At 63.2% G+C, this 18,733-nt stretch carries 11 protein-coding genes and 1 pseudogene; 5 read left to right on the forward strand and 7 right to left on the reverse strand.

Annotated elements, in window-relative coordinates:
* Window positions 1–8: 8 nt before the first annotated feature.
* The 5 genes from G3O06_RS29365 to G3O06_RS29385 form a co-directional block, all read right to left on the reverse strand.
* Window positions 9–1,352 (reverse strand): HlyD family type I secretion periplasmic adaptor subunit, encoded by a 1,344-nt coding sequence (locus tag G3O06_RS29365; RefSeq protein WP_205818332.1) that lies wholly within the window; start codon window positions 1,350–1,352, stop codon window positions 9–11.
* Entirely contained in the window at window positions 1,349–3,535 is a 2,187-nt protein-coding gene (locus G3O06_RS29370) for a type I secretion system permease/ATPase (protein WP_205818333.1), read from the reverse strand. Before G3O06_RS29370 ends, G3O06_RS29365 begins: the two co-directional genes overlap by 4 nt.
* A 104-nt stretch (window positions 3,536–3,639) precedes the next feature.
* Window positions 3,640–8,244, reverse strand: coding sequence for a calcium-binding protein (locus G3O06_RS29375; RefSeq protein WP_205818334.1), 4,605 nt, complete (start codon window positions 8,242–8,244; stop codon window positions 3,640–3,642).
* Window position 8,245: 1 nt separating this feature from the next.
* Window positions 8,246–8,899 (reverse strand): hypothetical protein, encoded by a 654-nt coding sequence (locus tag G3O06_RS29380; RefSeq protein WP_205818335.1) that lies wholly within the window; start codon window positions 8,897–8,899, stop codon window positions 8,246–8,248.
* Window positions 8,900–9,272: 373 nt separating this feature from the next.
* A complete protein-coding gene (locus tag G3O06_RS29385) occupies window positions 9,273–10,784 on the reverse strand; it encodes an aldehyde dehydrogenase family protein (protein ID WP_174988726.1) in 1,512 nt (503 codons plus the stop codon).
* Between the two features lie 730 nt (window positions 10,785–11,514).
* On the opposite strand from G3O06_RS29385, the gene G3O06_RS29390 reads away from it, so the two are divergent.
* From G3O06_RS29390 to G3O06_RS29400, 3 genes are all read left to right on the forward strand, one after another.
* On the forward strand, window positions 11,515–12,999 hold the full coding sequence (locus G3O06_RS29390; protein WP_241020304.1) for an amino acid permease: 1,485 nt from the start codon (window positions 11,515–11,517) through the stop codon (window positions 12,997–12,999).
* Between the two features lie 144 nt (window positions 13,000–13,143).
* Entirely contained in the window at window positions 13,144–14,412 is a 1,269-nt protein-coding gene (locus G3O06_RS29395; protein ID WP_174917121.1) for an FAD-binding oxidoreductase, read from the forward strand.
* 116 nt (window positions 14,413–14,528) lie between these two features.
* A complete protein-coding gene (locus G3O06_RS29400; RefSeq protein ID WP_011353990.1) occupies window positions 14,529–15,203 on the forward strand; it encodes a TetR family transcriptional regulator in 675 nt (224 codons plus the stop codon).
* Window positions 15,204–15,278: 75 nt separating this feature from the next.
* On the opposite strand, the gene G3O06_RS29405 is transcribed toward G3O06_RS29400, so the two are convergent.
* Entirely contained in the window at window positions 15,279–17,072 is a 1,794-nt protein-coding gene (locus G3O06_RS29405; protein WP_205818336.1) for a phospholipase D-like domain-containing protein, read from the reverse strand.
* 105 nt (window positions 17,073–17,177) lie between these two features.
* Window positions 17,178–17,936 (reverse strand): DeoR/GlpR family DNA-binding transcription regulator, encoded by a 759-nt coding sequence (locus G3O06_RS29410; RefSeq protein WP_174988733.1) that lies wholly within the window; start codon window positions 17,934–17,936, stop codon window positions 17,178–17,180.
* 208 nt (window positions 17,937–18,144) lie between these two features.
* Here G3O06_RS29410 and G3O06_RS29415 point away from each other — a divergent pair, with 208 nt between their 5' ends.
* Entirely contained in the window at window positions 18,145–18,330 is a 186-nt protein-coding gene (locus G3O06_RS29415; protein WP_006480515.1) for a hypothetical protein, read from the forward strand.
* Between the two features lie 178 nt (window positions 18,331–18,508).
* Window positions 18,509–18,733 (forward strand): annotated as a pseudogene (locus tag G3O06_RS29420) (EamA/RhaT family transporter); the annotation flags it as partial.

Raw genomic sequence — 18,733 nt, forward strand, 5'->3', positions numbered from 1 at the left:
TCATGTTCCTAGCGCTCACGCAAACTCTCCCGCGCGTGCTGCAGCAACGGCGACAGCACATACTCGATCACCCGTCGCGTACCGGTTCTGATCTCGGCACTGCCCGACATGCCCGGCGACAGTGCGATCTTGCGACCATCTACCACCAGCGCCGAGCGATCGAGCACAACCCGCACCGAGTAGACAAGGCCCTTCTTCTCATCGTCTATCGCATCGCGCGAAACGTGACTCACTGTCGCCGACAGCGTGCCGTACTTCGTGTATTCGAATGCGTCGATCTTCACGCTTGCGGCCTGCCCTTCCTTCACGAAGCCGATATCCCGGTTGTCGACGAACGCCTCCATTTCCACCGAGCCGTCTCGCGGCACGATCTGCATCAGCGGCTGCGCGGCCGGCACCGCTGTCCCGATGGTATGAACGGCAAGCTGCTGGACAGTTCCGTCGATCGGTGCGGTGAGGCGCAGCAGTTCTCCATGCGCCTCCGCTCGCCGCACGTCTCCCGCCGACGCATCGATGATTCGTTGCGCGTCATTCAGTGCATCCTGTGTATTCCTGCGCGTCTCGGCCACCAGGGCCGCGCGTTGGTGACGTGCATCCGCAAGCTGCCCCGCTGCATCGATGCGCTGCTGCTCGGCCTCGATCCATGCGTGCTCCGCAACGTCACGAGACTTCATCAGCTCGGCATAGTCGTCAGCACGACGCGCCGCAAGCGGAGCTGCCTGACCGTACCGACGAATTTCGCCGTCGAAACGATTCCGTCGGGCGACGAAATCGCGCCATTGATCCAGCAGATGTCGCTCGACCTCGCGCCGGCGCTCGGGCGACACGCCTTCGACATCTGCCAGTCGGGGTTGTCGCCCAGTGTCAATCGCATCGATCAACGCGCGGGCACGCTCGGCTTGCAGAACCGCATTCAGCCGGTCTCCGTCCGCTCGCTGACGTTCGGCGTCGATCACGCGTGTATCGAGATCGATCAGCGCGTCACCGGTCTTCACGACCTGTCCGTCTCGCACGTGCAACGCTCGCACGCTAGCGACCTCGACCGCCGCCAGTGTCTTCGTTCGGGACGCTGGAATGATCTTGCCTCCACCGTCGACGACGATGTCGATTTTCCCGAAATACGACCAGACGATTGCCGTCGTCACGAGCAGAATGAGGATGCGTGCGACCCACCGTCCCGCCGGCGAAACAGGTGCCGCCTGCACAGACAGCGCCGCCGGCAAGAATTCGGCCTCGTTCGCGTTGAATGCCGGCAGCGTCATCCGATGGCGTCGCTTCCAGCAGTGACGCCAGACATCGCGATAACGCCCGAACAGTTCGCGCCAGGCCCCTGCCTGCTGTCGCACGCTCATGTCCGCGCCTCCGCTACGTCGCGACCGCCCTGTTGCAGCGAATACAAGTGTGCGTAGATGCCATCCTGCTTGAGCAGCAGTATGTCGTGCGTACCGCTTTCCACGATCTGCCCGCGATCCATCACGAGAATCCGGTCGGCGTCGCGCACGGCAGAGAGCCGATGCGCAATGATCAGCACCGTGCGCCGTGCGCAGATGTCGCGCATGTTGGCCTGTATGACGGCCTCGGATTCGTAGTCGAGCGCGCTGGTCGCCTCGTCGAATATCAGGATGCGTGGATCGGTCATCAACGCGCGAGCAATGGCGATGCGCTGACGCTGTCCGCCCGAGAGCCCGGTGCCATGCTCACCGACGAGCGTGTCGTAACCCTCGGGAAGCTCGCAAATGAACTCGTGCGCACCAGCCAGCGTCGCTGCATCGATCACTGCGTTGATCGACGCAGTCGGTCGCGCCAACGCGATGTTGTCCCGGACCGAACGGTTGAACAGCATGTTTTCCTGCAGAACAACGCCTATCTGCTGCCGGAGACTCGCCGTATCGACCACGGCGATATCGTGTCCGTCGACCAGCACGCGCCCGCGATCCGGTACGTAGAGCCGTTGCGCGAGCTTGGTCAGCGTGCTTTTGCCCGACCCGGAGCGGCCCACGATGCCGATGACTTCCCCTGCCGCGATCCTGACGGAGATCTGCCGGATGACATCACTCGCATCCGGCCGATAGCGAAACGATACCTGGTCGAATTCGATAGCACCGTCGAGACGCGGCACCCGCGTCTTTCTGGCGGCTGTTTCGGGCGCGGTGTTCAGGATATCCCCGAGGCGCCCCATCGAAATCCCCACCTGTTGAAAGTCGTTCCACAGCTGCGCGAGACGCAGTATCGGGCTGGACACCTGCCCCGCCAGCATGTTGAACGCGACGAGCTCGCCGACGGTCAACCTGCCGTCAATCACCAGCGTGGCACCTAGCCACATGATCGCCGCCGTCACCAGCTTGCTGATCAACATCACGCCACCGCTCGCAATCGTGGCAACGTTGGTCGCGGCCAGGCCCGCACTCACATAGGCGGCCAGTTGACGATCCCATCGATCCGTCCAGCGCGGTTCGAGTGCCATTGCCTTGACCGTGTCGATCCCGCTGATGGTTTCGACGAGGAACGACTGATTCTCTGCCCCCTTGTTGAACTTCTCGTTCAGGCGACGCCGAATGACCGGCGTAAACACGATCGACAACAGCACATACAGCGGAATCGAAACAACGACAATCAACGTGAGCCATGCGCTGTACCAGAGCATCACGCCGAGGAAAACGAACGAGAACGCGAGATCCATCACAAGCGTGACGGCGTTGCCAGTGAGAAACGCGCGAATGTTCTCCAACTCGCGAATGCGGGCGACAGAGTCGCCGACCCGACGCGCCTGAAACCAGGCGAGCGGCAAAGCCAGCAAATGACGGAAGAGCCGTGCGCCTAGCTCGACGTCGATCTTGCTGCTGGTATGCGCGAAGACCCACGCTCGTATCCCCGAAAGCGCAGCTTCGAACAGCGTCGCGCAAATCAGCCCCACGGCGATCACGTTCAACGTCTTCATCGCGTGGTTGACCAGCACCTTGTCCATCACCACCTGGAAGAACAGCGGCGTGGCGAGGGCAATCAATTGCAACACCAGAGAGATCGCGAGGACTTCGCCGAGCAGTTTCCGGTACGTGACGATTGCCGGAATGAACCAGCTGAAATCAAAGCGCGCCAGCGCACCTGCAATGCTTCTCTTGCTCGTGAAATAGATGAACTCGCCAGTCCAGAACTCCAGCAAATGCTCCCGCGTCACCACGGTCGGCGCCTCACCCGGAAACTGGATAAGCACCCGAGGCGCACGCGTTCCATCCCCGGCCTGATACTGCCCGACCACGAAATAGCGCCCGTCGCCTTTAGCCTGCGCGACAGCAGGCAACGGCGCCCGATCCAGCCGTTCGGGGTTCTGTTGCACGATCCGGGCCGTCATGCCGAGCGAACGCGCGCCCCGCAGGATCGTCTGAGTATCAAAACGGCCGAAGCCGAATTCATGCCGCAACGCGGCTTCGTCGGCTGCGATGCCGTGCAGGCTCGCCATGGTTAGAACGACGGCGAGACCGGAGTCGACATCCTGCGTCGATGATGACGCTGGATGCTGGAGAATAGAACTGTCCATGAGGGGAAAGGCGAGGCAAGGAAGGGAATGCGGTACGGTCAGGCAGCGATCCGCCCGGTCTGACGTGACGTGCGACCGGACGGATTGACCTCCAGGAACAGGAATTAACGCCAGCTCGTCGCAAGCGTCGGTGCAAGCGCAGCCTGATACTCCGGGGACAGCGTCACGGCCCCCGCTGACGGCGGAGACCAGACGGCCATGGCCTGTACCAGCTTTTCGACATCGGCATTAACGAGCGTCCGGCCATCGTCCACCCGAATCTGCTCGATCTGATACCGGGAGCCCAGATACCAGTCCCGGACCGTGGCCGTATCGCTGGTGCCGAGGATGCTGATCTCGAGATCGTTACCGACGTGGCGGAACCACAATTGATCAGCGGACACACCGGCTCCGATGCTGATTACATCGTTGTTGCCGAGCGTCTCGTCATCGTCCCGGATCGTGTCGCGTCCGGACCCTCGACCGAATCGGTAGGTGTCGTTGCCCAGGCCACCGACCAGGATGTCATTGCCGGCGCCGCCGTCGAGAACATTGTTGCCCCGGTTGCCGATGATCGTGTTGTCGAGTGCATTTCCGATACCGTCGATGTCCTCGTTCCAAAGCTTCAGTGCCTCGGCCGTGTAGATCGCATAGGCATTGGGTACATTCGCAGCCGACCTGAGTTCCTGAATGCTGATATAGCGAGTCATGTCGCTGACGCGCTGGCGGCCCGAGTCCGCGATATAGAAGCCTTTCAGTTCGCCGTTGGACTCCCCATATACCGCGCCAGTCACGGTAACAACGTGATTCACGCCGCCACCGTCGAGATAAGCGCTATCTCCCCAAAGCCGGCCCGAGTTCAGCGCCAGTATCACGCCGCGGCCGCTACGGATGAGGTTCGCGACCGCCTGCTCGTCGTATCCTGCAAGCAAACTGTTCGCAATGCCATAACTCTTCAGCAGTGCCTGTTGCTGAACGTAATTCGATCCGCCGCGCTGATAGTCCGTTGCAGTCGGACTGGTGACTGCCCATTGGTTGTCGATCGCGCGCCTGACGACCTCTCCCTCGGTGGTCGGCGTGCCGGTCTGCGTGAGCAGATTCGCGATCGACGTCAGTGCACATGTCCCCTGGAACCTCGGAACAGCGTCACCCTGCATGTAGTCCAGTTCGTTGGCCTTCGGATACCCGTATACGTGAACGGCCACGCCGTCGACGAGCCCTTTCTCCGGCTTGCCGAAATCCAGCAGATTCAGGTTCTCGACGTGATCGCCCAGCGTGTAGCTGATCTTGCTCTGGACCGTGTCGATGCCCTCGTCCGCCAGCTCAACCACCCTATCGCCGACGTTGTCGACGTAGTAGGTATCGTTGCCTTTCCCGCCGATCATCGTGTCCGCGCCCGTGACGCCATCGAGGATGTTGTCGGCACTGTTGCCGACGATCCGGTTGTCGAGCGCATTGCCGGTGCCGTTGATGGCGAATCCTTCGACGAGGCGCAACTCCTCGATGTTGGCATTGAGGATGTAGTTTGCGCTGCTGATCACCGTGTCGTAACCTTCGTTCGCATACTCGAGGATCACGTCGTTGACACTATTGACGATGTAGGTATCGTTGCCCAGCCCGCCTTCCATGTGATCCGCGCCTGCACCGCCATCGAGATAATCGTCACCGAGGCCACCGAGCAGCGTATCGTTGCCCTCGCCACCGTACAGATAGTCGTCGTCGGATTCGCCGGGGGCCAGCGTTCTCTTCGCCTCGTTGTTCCCTGTAAAGCCAACCAGCAGATCGTCGCCCGCGCCGCCGTACAGAATGTCGTTTCCAAGCTGACCGAACAGGCGATCGTTGCCATCGCCGCCGTAGAGCCGGTCGTTGCCGTCGCCGCCCTGCAGTTCGTCGTTGCCGGCCTCGCCGTAAAGCAGATCGTTGCCGAGGCCGCCCAGGATCAGGTCGTTGCCGGCTCCGCCGTAAATCGTGTCGTCATCGGTTTCCCCCGCCGACAACCATTGCTTCGCGTCGTTCGAAGCGGTGAACCCGACGAGGATGTCGTCGCCGTCACCTCCCCAGATCACGTCATTTCCGGATCCGCCAAAGATCTTGTCGTTGCCGGCGTCACCCGAGAGTGCGTCGTTGCCGTTACCGCCGTTCAACTCGTCGTCGCCCGCGCCACCGAAAAGCCTGTCGTCGCCGTCGCCGCCCTCCAGGAAATCATGGTCGTTGCCGCCGTCGAGGTAATCGTTCCCGAGTCCGCCATACAACGCGTCGTTGCCGTTGCCGCCATACAGTACGTCGTTGTCGGATTCGCCCCACGACAACGTTTGCTTCGCATCGTTGCTTGCGGTGAAGCCGACAAGCACATCGTCGCCGTCGCCACCCCAGATCACGTCGTCGCCGGCTTCACCGAAAATGCGATCGTGGCCGGCCTCGCCGAGCAGCCTGTCGTTCCCCTCGTTGCCGTGCAATTCGTCGTTGCCGGCACCACCGAACACCGTGTCATCGCCTCGGCCGCCGTTGACGAAATCCGCGCCGTCGCCGCCATCCATGTAGTCGTTGCCGAGACCACCCCACATCCGGTCGTTTCCTGCGCCACCGTACATGACGTCGTCGTCTGTTTCGCCCGGTGCGAGTGTCTGCTTGCTTTCGTTCGATGCGGTAAAACCCATCATGACGTCATCGCCGTCGCCACCGTTCATGATGTCGTTGCCGGCCTGGCCGAACAGGAAGTCATTCCCGGCGCCACCGTCGAGCACGTCGTTGCCGGCGCCCCCCTGAAGTTCGTCGTTACCTTCCTCCCCATACAATCTGTCGTCGCCGTCATAGCCGTACAACGTATCGTTGCCCGTGCCGCCCCACAGATTGTCGTTGCGCCAGCTACCGCCCATCACGTCGTCGCCGTCACCGGCGAGGAAATTCACGAGCAGGCTGCTGTTGATCCAATGGCCGTACGACGCGTAGTAATTTGCATCGAACACGTCGTTTCCGTCCGTGCCGATCAGGTAGCTTCGATTGTCGTTGTTGACCTTGATCTGGTTCTTGCCGAACGGGATGAACTGGCTGGAGTTGATCAAGTACACGTTGTCGTTGTCGCGTAATGCGCGATAGTTCGAGAACGGAACCATCGGAGCAAGGTAGATTCTCCCCGGCTGGCCGGCGACGTCGCTTCCCTTGGACGGCGCAGGGATGGGTGCCGCCGCGTACCGGCTGTTGCCTCGGGTCACGAGGTCGTAATCCGTCTCGCGGATCTCCGAAATGCCGGCCTGACCCAGCGTCCGAAACTCGCCGGCGTCGCCAATGCCGTCCTCGTTGACATCGACCCAGACCTGCAGGCCGTTCAATTCAGCGCCGGAGAGCTTGCCGTCGCGGTTGACGTCGAGGGAGCGGAGCTTGTCGGCGTTCAGGCCTTGCCGGTTCGCGTCCAGCAACGTCGGTGTTCTGACCGCAATCGAGGCTGCGGTGTCCAGCGCCGCGCTCTTTGCTTCGTAGAAGGCGCCGATCGGATTGTGCCAGCCAGGCGGCATGGTAAACCCGTAGTCGTTCTTGCCACCGTACGTCAACGTTTGCGAGATGACCTGACTGAGATTTAAATATCCTGCACTACTAAGTAATCCGGCGGCGCGAAATCGAGAAAGCAGGCTATCAGCAAGGATGGCATCTCGTGCGTTGGACAGATCGTAGCGCTGGCCATTGTTCAGGAGGAAGTTGCGATCGGAGGTGCCGTCGCCGTTGGTGTCTTCGCGTATTACGCTTGCGCCGTTGCCGATGCGGGTTTCGGTTTTGATGTTGTCGAATGTGCCATCGCCGTTGGTGTCGGTTCGAGTGGTCGTAACTCGACCATCATCGGCATAACGGATCTCCTGAAGCCTGGCGCCGCTAGTCGCGAACCGCACATATTCCGCCATCTGGCCATTCGGACCATATAGCGTTGCGGAGCTCAGAGCCCCGCTGTTGTACATATTGGTCTGCGTCGCGCCGGTAGAGAACGTCAACGTCGTGGTCTTGATGAAACCTGTGACGTAATCCAGCGAATAGCTCATTCCGATAACCGGCGCTTGTGACAAACGCTTAGCCGACGCGCCATAAGCCGCGCCATTTTGCTCATAGTACGTGATATCGGGATCTGCACCCGGACTTGCGCGAGCCAGGTAATTTCCTGCCACCTCGATCATGACCTTCTCCAACACGTCGGCAGGCATCTTCCCGATGTTCGCGTCATAGATCTTCGTGAGCGCGCCATTGAGATCGAATCCAGGAGCAGCGTGGTGATCTGGGCGGTCTCCCAATACAGGAATTATTTCCCCACCGTTTTTTGAGATTTCTCGGGCCACTAACCAGTTGTTATAGGCAGCCTCGGCTTCTTTTATCAATCCAACCGAGGCTGACAGATGAAAATCGTCGCGCATTTCGGCCGCGTGATACTTCTCGCGAGCTTGGTCACGGGCGTTGTTGATGTAGTGGCCGATTTCGTGACTAAGGATACCGACGAAAACGCTTGGATCAAGATTTTTGTATGCGCCCCCATTATATCTTCCAAAAACAATTCCAGGATCATTCCTCCGCCAAAATATTCCATCAGCGTCATTTGAAACCTCAATTTTCTGAACAGCGCCGCTTCTAACATCCGACTCGTACGTCAACAGCTGCCGAACAAGGACTTCACTTTTATTAATAAGATCAATCACCTCACGCTCAAGACACAAATCCCCAAACATTTCCTCACGACCGCTTATGAAAGCCATATCACCCCCTTCTATAAATTCCTTGATTCAAACCCACGCGACTGAGACATCCACCAAAACCAAACCTGAAAGATATTCGAATCAATCCATTTCCACTCGGATTGTAAGTAACCCCATCATTTCCATATTTAATAAAATCCCTCCCTCCAACACCAAACACATCAAATACATCAATTTTCGTCATACATATTCTCCCAGTTTCTATCTGAAAGCCCAGCAACACCCGTGTTGGATCGTCATTTTTCGGATAAAAAATACCGTAATTGAATTGACTTCTATCTCCATACTCTTTCGCCTGACGAGTCACACCACGCTCTACTCGATGCCCTGAAACATTCCGCTCACCAATGTTCCGAACATCCTCTTCTTCTCTAACATAAAAATCTACGCGCAGCTTCTTACCAACCATGTCAGCATTTGTCAGATCATTAGAATCAACAACGCTCTTTATATCTCGAAGAAAATCACCTTGACTGCGAATTGGGACTTCGTCGACCGACAGCGAAGCACATCCCGAAATAACAAATATGGCAAGCAACTTCATCGAAGCCAGAAATTTACTGATGCTCAGCCGGGTTTCAGAAACGTCAATCTGACCGTGCGCCGGGAGTTCACTACCGCTCTTATTCCGTTTATGCCAGCACCATTTTTCCATACGGATATCTAATAAATATTTCCAATTTCTATCAACTCGAAGATCAGAATCACCCTACCTACCAACGAAATCCAACATCACAAAGATATAGAAAGAATTGAAAGAAAACAAGAAATCCATTTATTTTCATACATATACGAATCATTAGAAACGATTCCGTACTTGTCCGACTCCTCGTTTCCGGAACTTCACCGACGATCCAACTCGCGCTGAAACACCTCAGAACATGCCATCCAAACCTGCCAACCCATCAATCGTTTCCCCGAAAACAAAAAAGCCGGCGCATGGCCGGCTTTTCCGCTTGAAACAATAGCGACTCTATATCCATCTCAATCTGAAATCAGCGCCAGTAACACGCCAATCCCGCCCCGCATCAAACGTCGAACTTAACCCCCTGCGCCAGCGGCAGCTGACGGCTGTAGTTGATCGTGTTCGTCGCACGGCGCATGTAAGCCTTCCACGCATCCGAACCCGACTCACGGCCGCCGCCCGTTTCCTTCTCGCCGCCGAACGCGCCGCCGATCTCCGCGCCGCTCGTGCCGATGTTCACGTTGACGATCCCGCAGTCGCTGCCCGCTGCCGACATGAACTGCTCGGCCTCGCGCATGTCGTTCGTGAAGATCGCCGACGACAGCCCTTGCGGCACCGCGTTGTGCAGTTCGACCGCATCGTCGAAGTTGTCGTAGACCATCACGTACAGGATCGGTGCGAACGTTTCGCGCTCGACCACCGCCGATTGCTTCGGCATCCGCACGATGGCCGGACGCACGTAGTACGCATCCGCGTGACCGACGTCGACGCGCTCGCCGCCCTTCACCTCGCCGCCCTGCTCGCGTGCGTCGCCCAGCGCCTTCTGCATTGCATCGAACGACGCGCGATCGACCAGCGGGCCGACCAGCGTACCTTCTTCAAGCGGGTTGCCGACCTTCACCGACGTGTAGGCCTTCTCGATGCGCGGCAGCAGCTGTTCGACAAGGCTGCGATGCACGATCAGGCGGCGCAGCGTCGTGCAGCGCTGGCCGGCCGTGCCGACCGCCGCGAACGTGACCGCACGCACCACGAGATCCAGATCCGCGCTCGGCGCGACGATCATCCCGTTGTTGCCGCCGAGTTCGAGGATGCCGCGCGCGAGACGCTGGCTCAGCACCTTCGCGACTTCCTGGCCCATCCGCACGCTGCCCGTCGCGCTGACGACCGGCACCTTCTTCGATGCCGTCAGCACCTCGCCGACATCGCGCATGCCGAGCACCAGCTGGCTCAGCTCCGCCGGCGCGACGCCCGGGTGGGTCTTTTCGAATTCGCGGATCGCCTTCTGCAGCAGCACGTGGCATGCGATCGCGGTAAGCGGCGTCTTCTCGGACGGCTTCCACACGACCGAATCACCGCACACGAATGCGAGCGCCGCGTTCCACGCCCACACGGCGACCGGGAAGTTGAACGCCGAGATCACGCCGCACACGCCGATCGGGTGCCACGTTTCCATCATCCGGTGGCCCGGGCGCTCGGATGCGATCGTGAGGCCGTAAAGCTGGCGCGACAGACCGACCGCGAAATCGCAGATGTCGATCATTTCCTGCACTTCGCCGAGGCCTTCCGACGTGATCTTGCCGGCTTCGAGCGTGACGAGGCGGCCGAGCTCGGCCTTGTGCTCACGCAGCACGTTGCCGAACACGCGCACGAGTTCGCCGCGCACCGGCGCCGGCACCGTGCGCCACTTGAGGAATGCGTCGTGCGCGGCGTCGATCTTGCGCTCGGCGTCGGCGGGCGTGTCGACGGCCAGCGTCGCGAGCGTCGCGCCGTCGAGCGGCGAACGCGCGGTCAGCGCATTGCCTTTCCACTGGGCGAGATCGATATCGAGCGCGGCAAGAATGTCGTTGAATTGCATCACTTCCTCTTCAGGGACAGATTGATCGGTGCGGCGGCAGCGCCGCCCGCGTGATTCGATTGGAGCGCGTTCGCGCGCCCTGTGCAAGCGGATGCGCCGCGCGGCAGGCCCGGTGCGCCATTCGGCGCATCGCGCCGCGCCGCCGCCGGAAGCCCGGCTGGACGGCGCGCTCCCGCCTCGCAAGGCACGATCCATGAAACACATTGTCGGTGGCCACAAGTCGGGCCGCTATTGATATTAACTCACGACTTCATTCCGAAAGCGCAACACCTCCGTACGTTGGATCGATGCGTTTTCGTACCGATATCGGACGCTTCCCAAGCCTGCAGACAGGCTATCGGACAGGTCGGGACAAGACGCAAGTTGATGACAAAGCCGCATCACCCTGTGCGGAAATATCGTTTGCTGCCTGCTCATCCGGCCCACACAATCGGGGCGACGTCGAGGTGCAATGCACCCGGCGCGCCGCCGGCCGCCATGACGGCTGCCGGACGACAGACGAAGGCGACACGCATCGCGGCCCGGTTCATCCGGCCCGTTCCAGCACCGCATCACCGCTGCCCGGCCCGCGGCCGGCAACGCGTCGCGCTTCGTCACCGAAAAACAATCCCGGAGACAGCGCCCAGCGCCCGCCATGCATTCAGATGCCCGCCCCGATTCACCCCGTCCGTCCGGCTCGCCGCCCGCGAAGCCGTCCCTCCACCGTGCGCTGCAGGCCCGCCATCTGCGGATGATCGCGATCGGCGGCTCGATCGGCACGGGCCTGTTCGTCGCGTCCGGCGCGTCGATCTCGCAGGCCGGCCCCGGCGGCGCGATGCTCGCGTACATGGTGATCGGCCTGATGGTCTATTTCCTGATGACGAGCCTCGGCGAGATGGCCGCGTTCATGCCCGTGTCGGGCTCGTTCGCGACCTACGGCGCGAAGTTCGTCGACGAAGGCTTCGGCTTCGCGCTCGGCTGGAACTACTGGTACAGCTGGGCCGTCACGTTGGCGGTGGAACTGGTCGCCGCGCAGCTCGTGATGAACTACTGGTTCCCGCACGTGCCGGGCATGTGGTGGAGCGCGCTGTTCCTCACGTTGATCTTCGCGCTCAACGCGCTGTCGGTGCGCGGCTTCGGCGAAGCCGAGTACTGGTTCGCGCTGATCAAGGTGCTGACTGTGCTCGCATTCGTGGGCGTCGGCCTGCTGATGATCTTCGGGATCATGCAGGGCGGCCCGAGCGCGGGCTGGGGCAACTTCACGATCGGCGACGCGCCGTTCGCCGGCGGCTGGGCGACGATGCTCGGCGTCGCGATGATCGCGGGCTTCTCGTTCCAGGGCACTGAAATGATCGGCGTCGCGGCCGGCGAATCGGAAAATCCGCGCACGACGATCCCGCGCGCGGTGAGCCAGATCTTCTGGCGCATCCTGCTGTTCTACGTGTTCGCGATCTTCGTGATCGGCGTGCTGATTCCCTATACCGACCCGAGCCTGTTGAAGAGCGACGTGACCGACATCGGCGTGAGCCCGTTCACGCTCGTGTTCCGCCACGCGGGCCTCGCATTCGCAGCCGGCGTGATGAACGCGGTGATCCTGACGGCCGTGCTGTCGGCCGGCAACTCGGGCATGTATGCGTCCACGCGGATGCTCTACAACCTCGCGGTCGAAGGCCGCGCGCCGAAGATCTTCGCGAAGCTGTCGCGGGGCGGCGTGCCGCGCAACGCGCTGTACGCGACGACGGCCGTAGGCGCCTTGTGTTTCCTCACGTCGCTGTACGGCGACAAGACCGTGTACCTGTGGCTGCTGAACACGTCGGGCATGGCCGGCTTCATCACGTGGCTCGGCATCGCGGTCAGCCACTACCGGTTCCGCAAGGGCTTCCTGAAGCAGGGCTACCGGCTCGACCAGTTGCCGTACCGGTCGAAGTGGTTCCCGTTCGGCCCGCTGTTCGCGTTCGCGCTGTGCGCGGTCATCGCGCTCGGCCAGGATTACCAGGCGTTCCTCTCCGACAAGATCGATTGGGTCGGCGTCGCCGCGACCTACATCGGCCTGCCGTTCTTCCTCGCGATCTGGCTCGGCTACGCGCTCGTGCGCAAATGCCGCCTCGTGCGCTACGAAGACATGGAGATCGCGCCGTGGATCGAACGCAACGCGGCGCCCGAACCCGCCCCGCAGGCTGAAAGCGGCTACGCAGGCTACGTCGCCCGCCCAGCCAACCCGACGCCGGGCGCCTGACCGCGCGGATCGGCCCGCACGCACCGGCCGCCGCCCGAGCGCAGCGGCCGGTGCGCTGACACCCCCATTCGACGCGGCGCGCGCGTTCAGGCAAGATCGACGCGCGCCGTCTGTTTTTCCGCCGTTACGAGTCAACGAAATCGCATGCAGAACTTCTACGAAGCCACCGTTACCCGCCAGCCCTACCCGCAACTGACCGGCACGATCGACACGCAGGTCTGCATCGTCGGCGGCGGCCTCGCCGGCCTGTGCACGGCGCTCGGCCTCGTCGAGCGCGGCGTGCACGACGTCGTCGTGCTCGACAGCGAACGGGTCGGCTTCGGCGCATCAGGCCGCAATGGCGGCTTCGTCTTCGGCGGCTACAGCCTCGACAACGCCGACCTGCTGCGCACGCTCGGCCGCGACGAAGGGCGCCGGCTGTACCGGCTCACCGTCGATGCGGTCGACCTGATCCGCGCGCGGATCGCGCGCTACGGCATCGACTGCGACATCGTCGACCAGGGCGTGATGCTCGCGAACTGGTTCGACGATCCGTCCCGGCTCGACAGCGTGCGCACGCTGATGAAGGATGAACTCGGCGTCGACTGGGAACCCGTTTCGACGGACGCGCTGCGCAAGCGGCTGAAGACGCAGCGCTATTACGGCGGCCTGTTCGAGCCGAATGCCTTCCATTTCCATCCGCTCAAGTACGTGATCGGCGTCGCGGCGGCGGCATCGCGCGGCGGCGCGCGCGTGTACGAACGCTCGGCCGCGCTCGGCATCGCGCGTGAAGGCGCCGGGTACGTCGTGCGCACGGCGCAGGGCACGGTGCGCGCGAAGGACGTCGTGTTCGCCGGCGGCGGCTACGCGCGCGGCGTGTCGCCGCGCATCGAGCGCGCGGTGCTGCCGATCGCGACCTACGTGATCGCGACCGAACCGCTCGGCGCGCGCCTGCCCGACGCGATCGACGCGCCGTACGCGATCTACGACACGCGTTTCGCATTCGACTATTACCGCCCGCTGAAGGACACGCGCATCCTGTGGGGCGGCCGGATCTCCGTGCTCGACCGCGGCCCCGACGCGATCGCCCGCCTGCTGCGGCGCGACTTGCTGCGCGTGTATCCGCAACTGGAAGGCGTCAAGGTCGACTACGCGTGGGGCGGGCTGATGAGCTACGCGCGGCACAAGATGCCGCAGATCGGCCGCGACGCGGACGGCGTGTGGCACGCGATCGCGTTCGGCGGCCACGGGATGGCGCCGACCACGGTCGCCGGCGAAGCGCTCGCGGCCGCGCTGGCCGAAGGCCGGCCGGTGCCGGAAGGCTTCAACGCGTTCGGGCTCACGCGCACGTTCGGGCTGGCGGGCCTCGCCGCCGCGCAGCTCACGTACACGGCGTACCAGGCCCGCGACGCGCTCGCGTCCTGCCGCCGCTGAGCGGCGGCCACGGCGGCCGAAACCGCCCTGCCGATTAGAGCGGAAGGTCGGCCGGGCGGGGATTTCCCACATGCTAGAATGGCTTTTCCAAGCCGCCGAAGCCACAATAAATTCACATGAAAGCAGGAAGCAAGGCCGCCACGTCCGACACCCGCGCGCTTCCGTCCGATGCGCGGCGCAAATACGATCCCGAGCAAACCAAGCGCAACATCCTCGACGTCGCCACGCAGGAATTCTCCGCGATGGGCCTCGCCGGCGCGCGCGTCGATGCCATCGCCGAGCGCACGAACACGACGAAGCGCATGCTCTACTACTACTTCGAAAGCAAGGAAGGCTTGTACGAGGCCGTGCTGGAGAAGGTGTACGGCGACATCCGCGCACTCGAGCAGGAGCTGCACGTCGGCGACATGGAGCCGCGCGAAGGCATGCGCCGCCTCGTCGAATTCACGTTCGACTATCACGACAAGCATCGCGACTTCGTCCGCCTCGTGTCGATCGAGAACATCCACGGCGCGAAGTATCTCGAACAGCTCAAGTCGTTCAAGAACCGCAACGTCAGCATCATCAAGACGCTCGAGGAACTGGTCGAGCGCGGCGCGGCGAGCGGCGCGTTCCGCAAGGACATCGACGCGTTCGACCTGCACCTGCTGATCAGCTCGTTCTGCTTCCACCGCGTGTCGAACCGCTACACGTTCGGCGCCGCGTTCGGCCGCGATCCGTCGGCACCGCGCCTGCGCGCGCGGCATCGCGACACGATCGCCGACGCCGTGCTGCGCTACGTCGCCGCGTAAGCGGCGGCGTCAGCCGGTTTCCCGGCCAGCCTCACACCGGGCGCACCCCAGCCGCGCCCGGCGTTCTCCGATGCGTCAGTCCGTCGGCGCGGTCGACGCCAGCGCGATCCGCGCCTTGGCTTCCGGGCTCCCCGCCACGTAATACTTCTTCGCCCAGCTCGAATCGGGCGCAAGCGCGAGCCGCGCATGCGCGCCCGTGCCTGCGTCCGTGCCGCGCTGCTTCGCATGGATCGTCAGTGCCCGCGCGCGATAGTGTTCGTAAAGCCGCAGGAATTCCGCGAGATAGATCGCCGCGATCCGCTGGTCGCGGATCTCGAGCAGGTTCTCGTCGTTGTACTGCTCGGAATTGCAGCTCATATTCGCCGAGCCCGTATAGACGACCGGATTCGCGCCTTCGGCATCGATCACGATGAACTTGTGATGGATCACGACGGGCGGAAAGGCCGGCGCCGGTTCGCCCGGAAACAACCGCAATTCCGGCTCGAAACCCTGCGGTACGGTGGCCGGCGAGAAATACGCGGCATCGATCACGTCGTGGTTGTCGCGGCTGCGGTGGTACAGCTCGAGGTTCGCGAGCGTCGCCGCATCGAGCGTCTGGCCGGCCTGCTGCTCGGCATCGGCCTTCGTCGCGCTGCCGACGTTGATCTTGTTCACCAGCCCGAACATCATCAGCCCGCGGTCGCCGGCCGCGAAGCACGCGTCGCGCAGCGCCGCGTCGGTCGGCATGAACAGGCAGAACGACACCGAATGCTTCGCGGCCGCGATCGCGGCGACGATCGTGTCGATCTCGGTGCGCTGCCCCGCCGGCTCCGGCGAAAACGCGAGCCGCACCTGCGCACTGCCGATCGTCATCGGTTCCGACCAGCCCGGCGACAGCTTTGCCGTCTCCGCGATCGACGGATTCCCGGCCAGCGCATGCGCACGATCGTTGTACAGCGCGGCGAGCGCGGGCGAGTCGAATGCGTGCAGCACGTTCGCCTGCTCCGTGAGCCCCTCGGTCGTGAAGTTCGCGGAACCGGTCAGCACGCGTGAGGGCACCGCATTCGACGCCGCATCGGTCACGATGAACTTGTCGTGCATGATGTGCGTCTTGTCGCGCGGCGCGAGCGTCGCGAGGCCTTGCAACGCATCGACGGCCGGCTGGTTCGGCGACGGCAGCGGCGGCTTGCCCTTGCGCGCCGTCGTGTGCGCGTCGTAGACGATCGCGAGCGACGCTTCGCCGTGCTGGCGTCCGAACGCGTCGAACGCGGGCAGCGCCCACAGCGCGTCGGTCAGGTGATAGACGGCCGACGCCGCGCGCGACGCGGGGTCGAGCATCTCCGCGAACACCTGCTCCATGTCGTTCGCGAGCCACGTGCGCAGCTTCAGCGCCTGCGCATCGCTCGGCGCCGCATTCGGCGCGAGGCCCAGCGCAGCGACCTGCTTCGCGAAGGCCTGCGAGCTGACCACCGCACGGTTGAACCACGTGCCGATGCCGTCCTCGATGTGCGCGGGCAGCACGACGTCGCACACGCCGGCTTGCGCATCGAGCACCTGCAGGTTCGCCGGCGTGCCGACGACCGGATACACGTCGTAGCGGAACGACGCGCCGCGATCCTGCGGATCGATGCGCGCGTCCCACCACATGAATTTCTGGATCGGCGCCTGGTCGGTCGGCGCGTCGCCCTGCGTGTGCGCGGCCGGGCCGTCGAACGTCAGGCGGTTCGGCAGCCAGCTGTCCGGCGCGCGCGTCTTGCCGTCGGCCGACCAGAAGCCCGGCGTGCGCCGGATCGCGAAGCCGAGGAAATCGGCGCGCGACGCCGCATCGGGCCAGTCGAAGGCCAGCAGGACCAGGGTGGGGGAAAGATAGCTGCGCACGCTGACGGTCATTCGTTGCTCCCTGGCCTTGCGGCCGGTCGAGGTGAATGGGTCAGTCTTGACGGCGGTTCTTCCCTGGGGATGACGGTTCGATGAACCTTGTATGTCGGACGCGCGTCAGTCGCACACGAGCAGCTCGATCCCGCGTGCGGTCAGCGCACGGCGCACAGCCTTGTCGGGCGAGCGCTCGGTCACGAGATAGCGGGCCGCGCCCGTGCCGTTGATCCGCACCGGCGTCACACGTCCGAATTTCGAATGGTCGGCGACGATCATCGCGGTGCCGGCCGCCGCGATCATCCGGCTGCGCACCTCGGCCGCGAGCCGCGAGTAGTCGGTGCATTCGCCATCGGGTGTGATGCCGCCGGCGCCGACGAACGCGAAATCGACGTGGTACTGCGCGAGCTGCTGGATCGTGTCGAGCCCGAAGGTGGCGTCCTCGTCGTCGGACAGCTCGCCGCCGAGCAGCGTCACGCGGTTGCCGTTGCGCCGCGCGAGCACGAACGCGGTGCGCCAGTCGTTCGTGTAGATCGACAGCCGGTGCCGGTCGGCGAGCGCGAGCGCAACCGCATGCGGCGTGCTGCCCGAATCGATCAGCACCGATGCGTCGTCGGGCACGAATTCGGCCGCGCGCCGCCCGATCGTGCGCTTGGCTTCCGCATTCGCGGCTTCGCGCTCCGACAGGCTCGGCTCGCGGCGATCCGCGGCCAGCGCGCCACCGTGCGTCATCACGAGCAGGCCGCGTGCGGCCAGTGCGTTCAGGTCGCGCCGCACGGTCTCGCGCGACACGTCGAGCGAGCGGACGAGTTCCGCGACCGACAATGCGCCCGACCGTCCGAGCTCCGACAGGATGAATTGATGACGTTGTTCCGCCAGCATCGCGTGTGCGCCCGAGGCGACTGGTAATGGGTAAGCCGCCCATTGTATTACGGCCGTTTGACCGGCATTTGACTGCGCCGGGAAACCCGCGAGGCCGCGTTTCCCGAAAGCGAAATTCTGTATTGCCTGACACGCGCGAATCGGCGCGGCGCCGGTTGCTACACTTTGCGCTTCGCCGAACGACAGACCAAGCAAAGGGGCTCGCGCCATGTATCGCAAAGGCAGTGTGATCGAAATCCAGTTTCCGCCCGAACGTCTCAACGACGCAGCCGGCGATCCGTACTGGATCGACCTGACGCTCGACGAGGCCCGCCGGCTCTACGAACAGCTCGCCGCGCGCTTCGCGACCGACGCACGCGCCAACCAGCCGCTCGACACGTTCTCGATAGACTGATCTCCGCGGCTTCGCGCTCGCCCGCTTCGCCTCCGGGGCGGCGCCCCTTTCCCCCAGCACCGGCGGCCGCATGCGCGGCACGCAGCATGAGTGCAGGATTCGACAAGACGCCCGCATCGCTTCCCCCGATACTGGCCGACTTCACGATTCTGTCCGGCCGCCTCGCGGCCCGCCACGCATGCTGACCTCGATCGTCGCCGCCGCTTTCGTCGCCCTCTGGTCCACCGGCTTCATCGTCGCGCGGGCAATCAAGCCCTACGCCGATCCCAACCTGTTCCTGCTCGCGCGTTTCGCGGGCACGGCCGCGCTGTTCGGCGCGGTGGCACTTGTCGCGCGCGCGCCGTGGCCGGCCCGCCGCGAATGGCCGCGCCACCTGATCGCGGGCGCGGCCATTCGCGGCGGG

Source organism: Burkholderia sp. Ac-20345 (assembly GCF_017104825.1).
GTDB lineage: Bacteria > Pseudomonadota > Gammaproteobacteria > Burkholderiales > Burkholderiaceae > Burkholderia > Burkholderia lata_B.

Excerpts from the sequence above, each read along its gene's own strand:
- G3O06_RS29395 (WP_174917121.1), top strand. The coding sequence starts at position 13,144 with ATGCAGAACTTCTACGAAGCCACCGTTACCCGCCAGCCCTACCCGCAA.
- G3O06_RS29415 (WP_006480515.1), top strand. The coding sequence starts at position 18,145 with ATGTATCGCAAAGGCAGTGTGATCGAAATCCAGTTTCCGCCCGAACGT.
- G3O06_RS29380 (WP_205818335.1), bottom strand. The coding sequence starts at position 8,899 with ATGGAAAAATGGTGCTGGCATAAACGGAATAAGAGCGGTAGTGAACTC.
- G3O06_RS29385 (WP_174988726.1), bottom strand. The coding sequence starts at position 10,784 with ATGCAATTCAACGACATTCTTGCCGCGCTCGATATCGATCTCGCCCAG.
- G3O06_RS29390 (WP_241020304.1), top strand. The coding sequence starts at position 11,515 with ATGATCGCGATCGGCGGCTCGATCGGCACGGGCCTGTTCGTCGCGTCC.
- G3O06_RS29370 (WP_205818333.1), bottom strand. The coding sequence starts at position 3,535 with ATGGACAGTTCTATTCTCCAGCATCCAGCGTCATCATCGACGCAGGAT.
- G3O06_RS29400 (WP_011353990.1), top strand. The coding sequence starts at position 14,529 with ATGAAAGCAGGAAGCAAGGCCGCCACGTCCGACACCCGCGCGCTTCCG.
- G3O06_RS29375 (WP_205818334.1), bottom strand. The coding sequence starts at position 8,244 with ATGGCTTTCATAAGCGGTCGTGAGGAAATGTTTGGGGATTTGTGTCTT.
- G3O06_RS29410 (WP_174988733.1), bottom strand. The coding sequence starts at position 17,936 with ATGCTGGCGGAACAACGTCATCAATTCATCCTGTCGGAGCTCGGACGG.
- G3O06_RS29405 (WP_205818336.1), bottom strand. The coding sequence starts at position 17,072 with ATGACCGTCAGCGTGCGCAGCTATCTTTCCCCCACCCTGGTCCTGCTG.
- G3O06_RS29365 (WP_205818332.1), bottom strand. The coding sequence starts at position 1,352 with ATGAGCGTGCGACAGCAGGCAGGGGCCTGGCGCGAACTGTTCGGGCGT.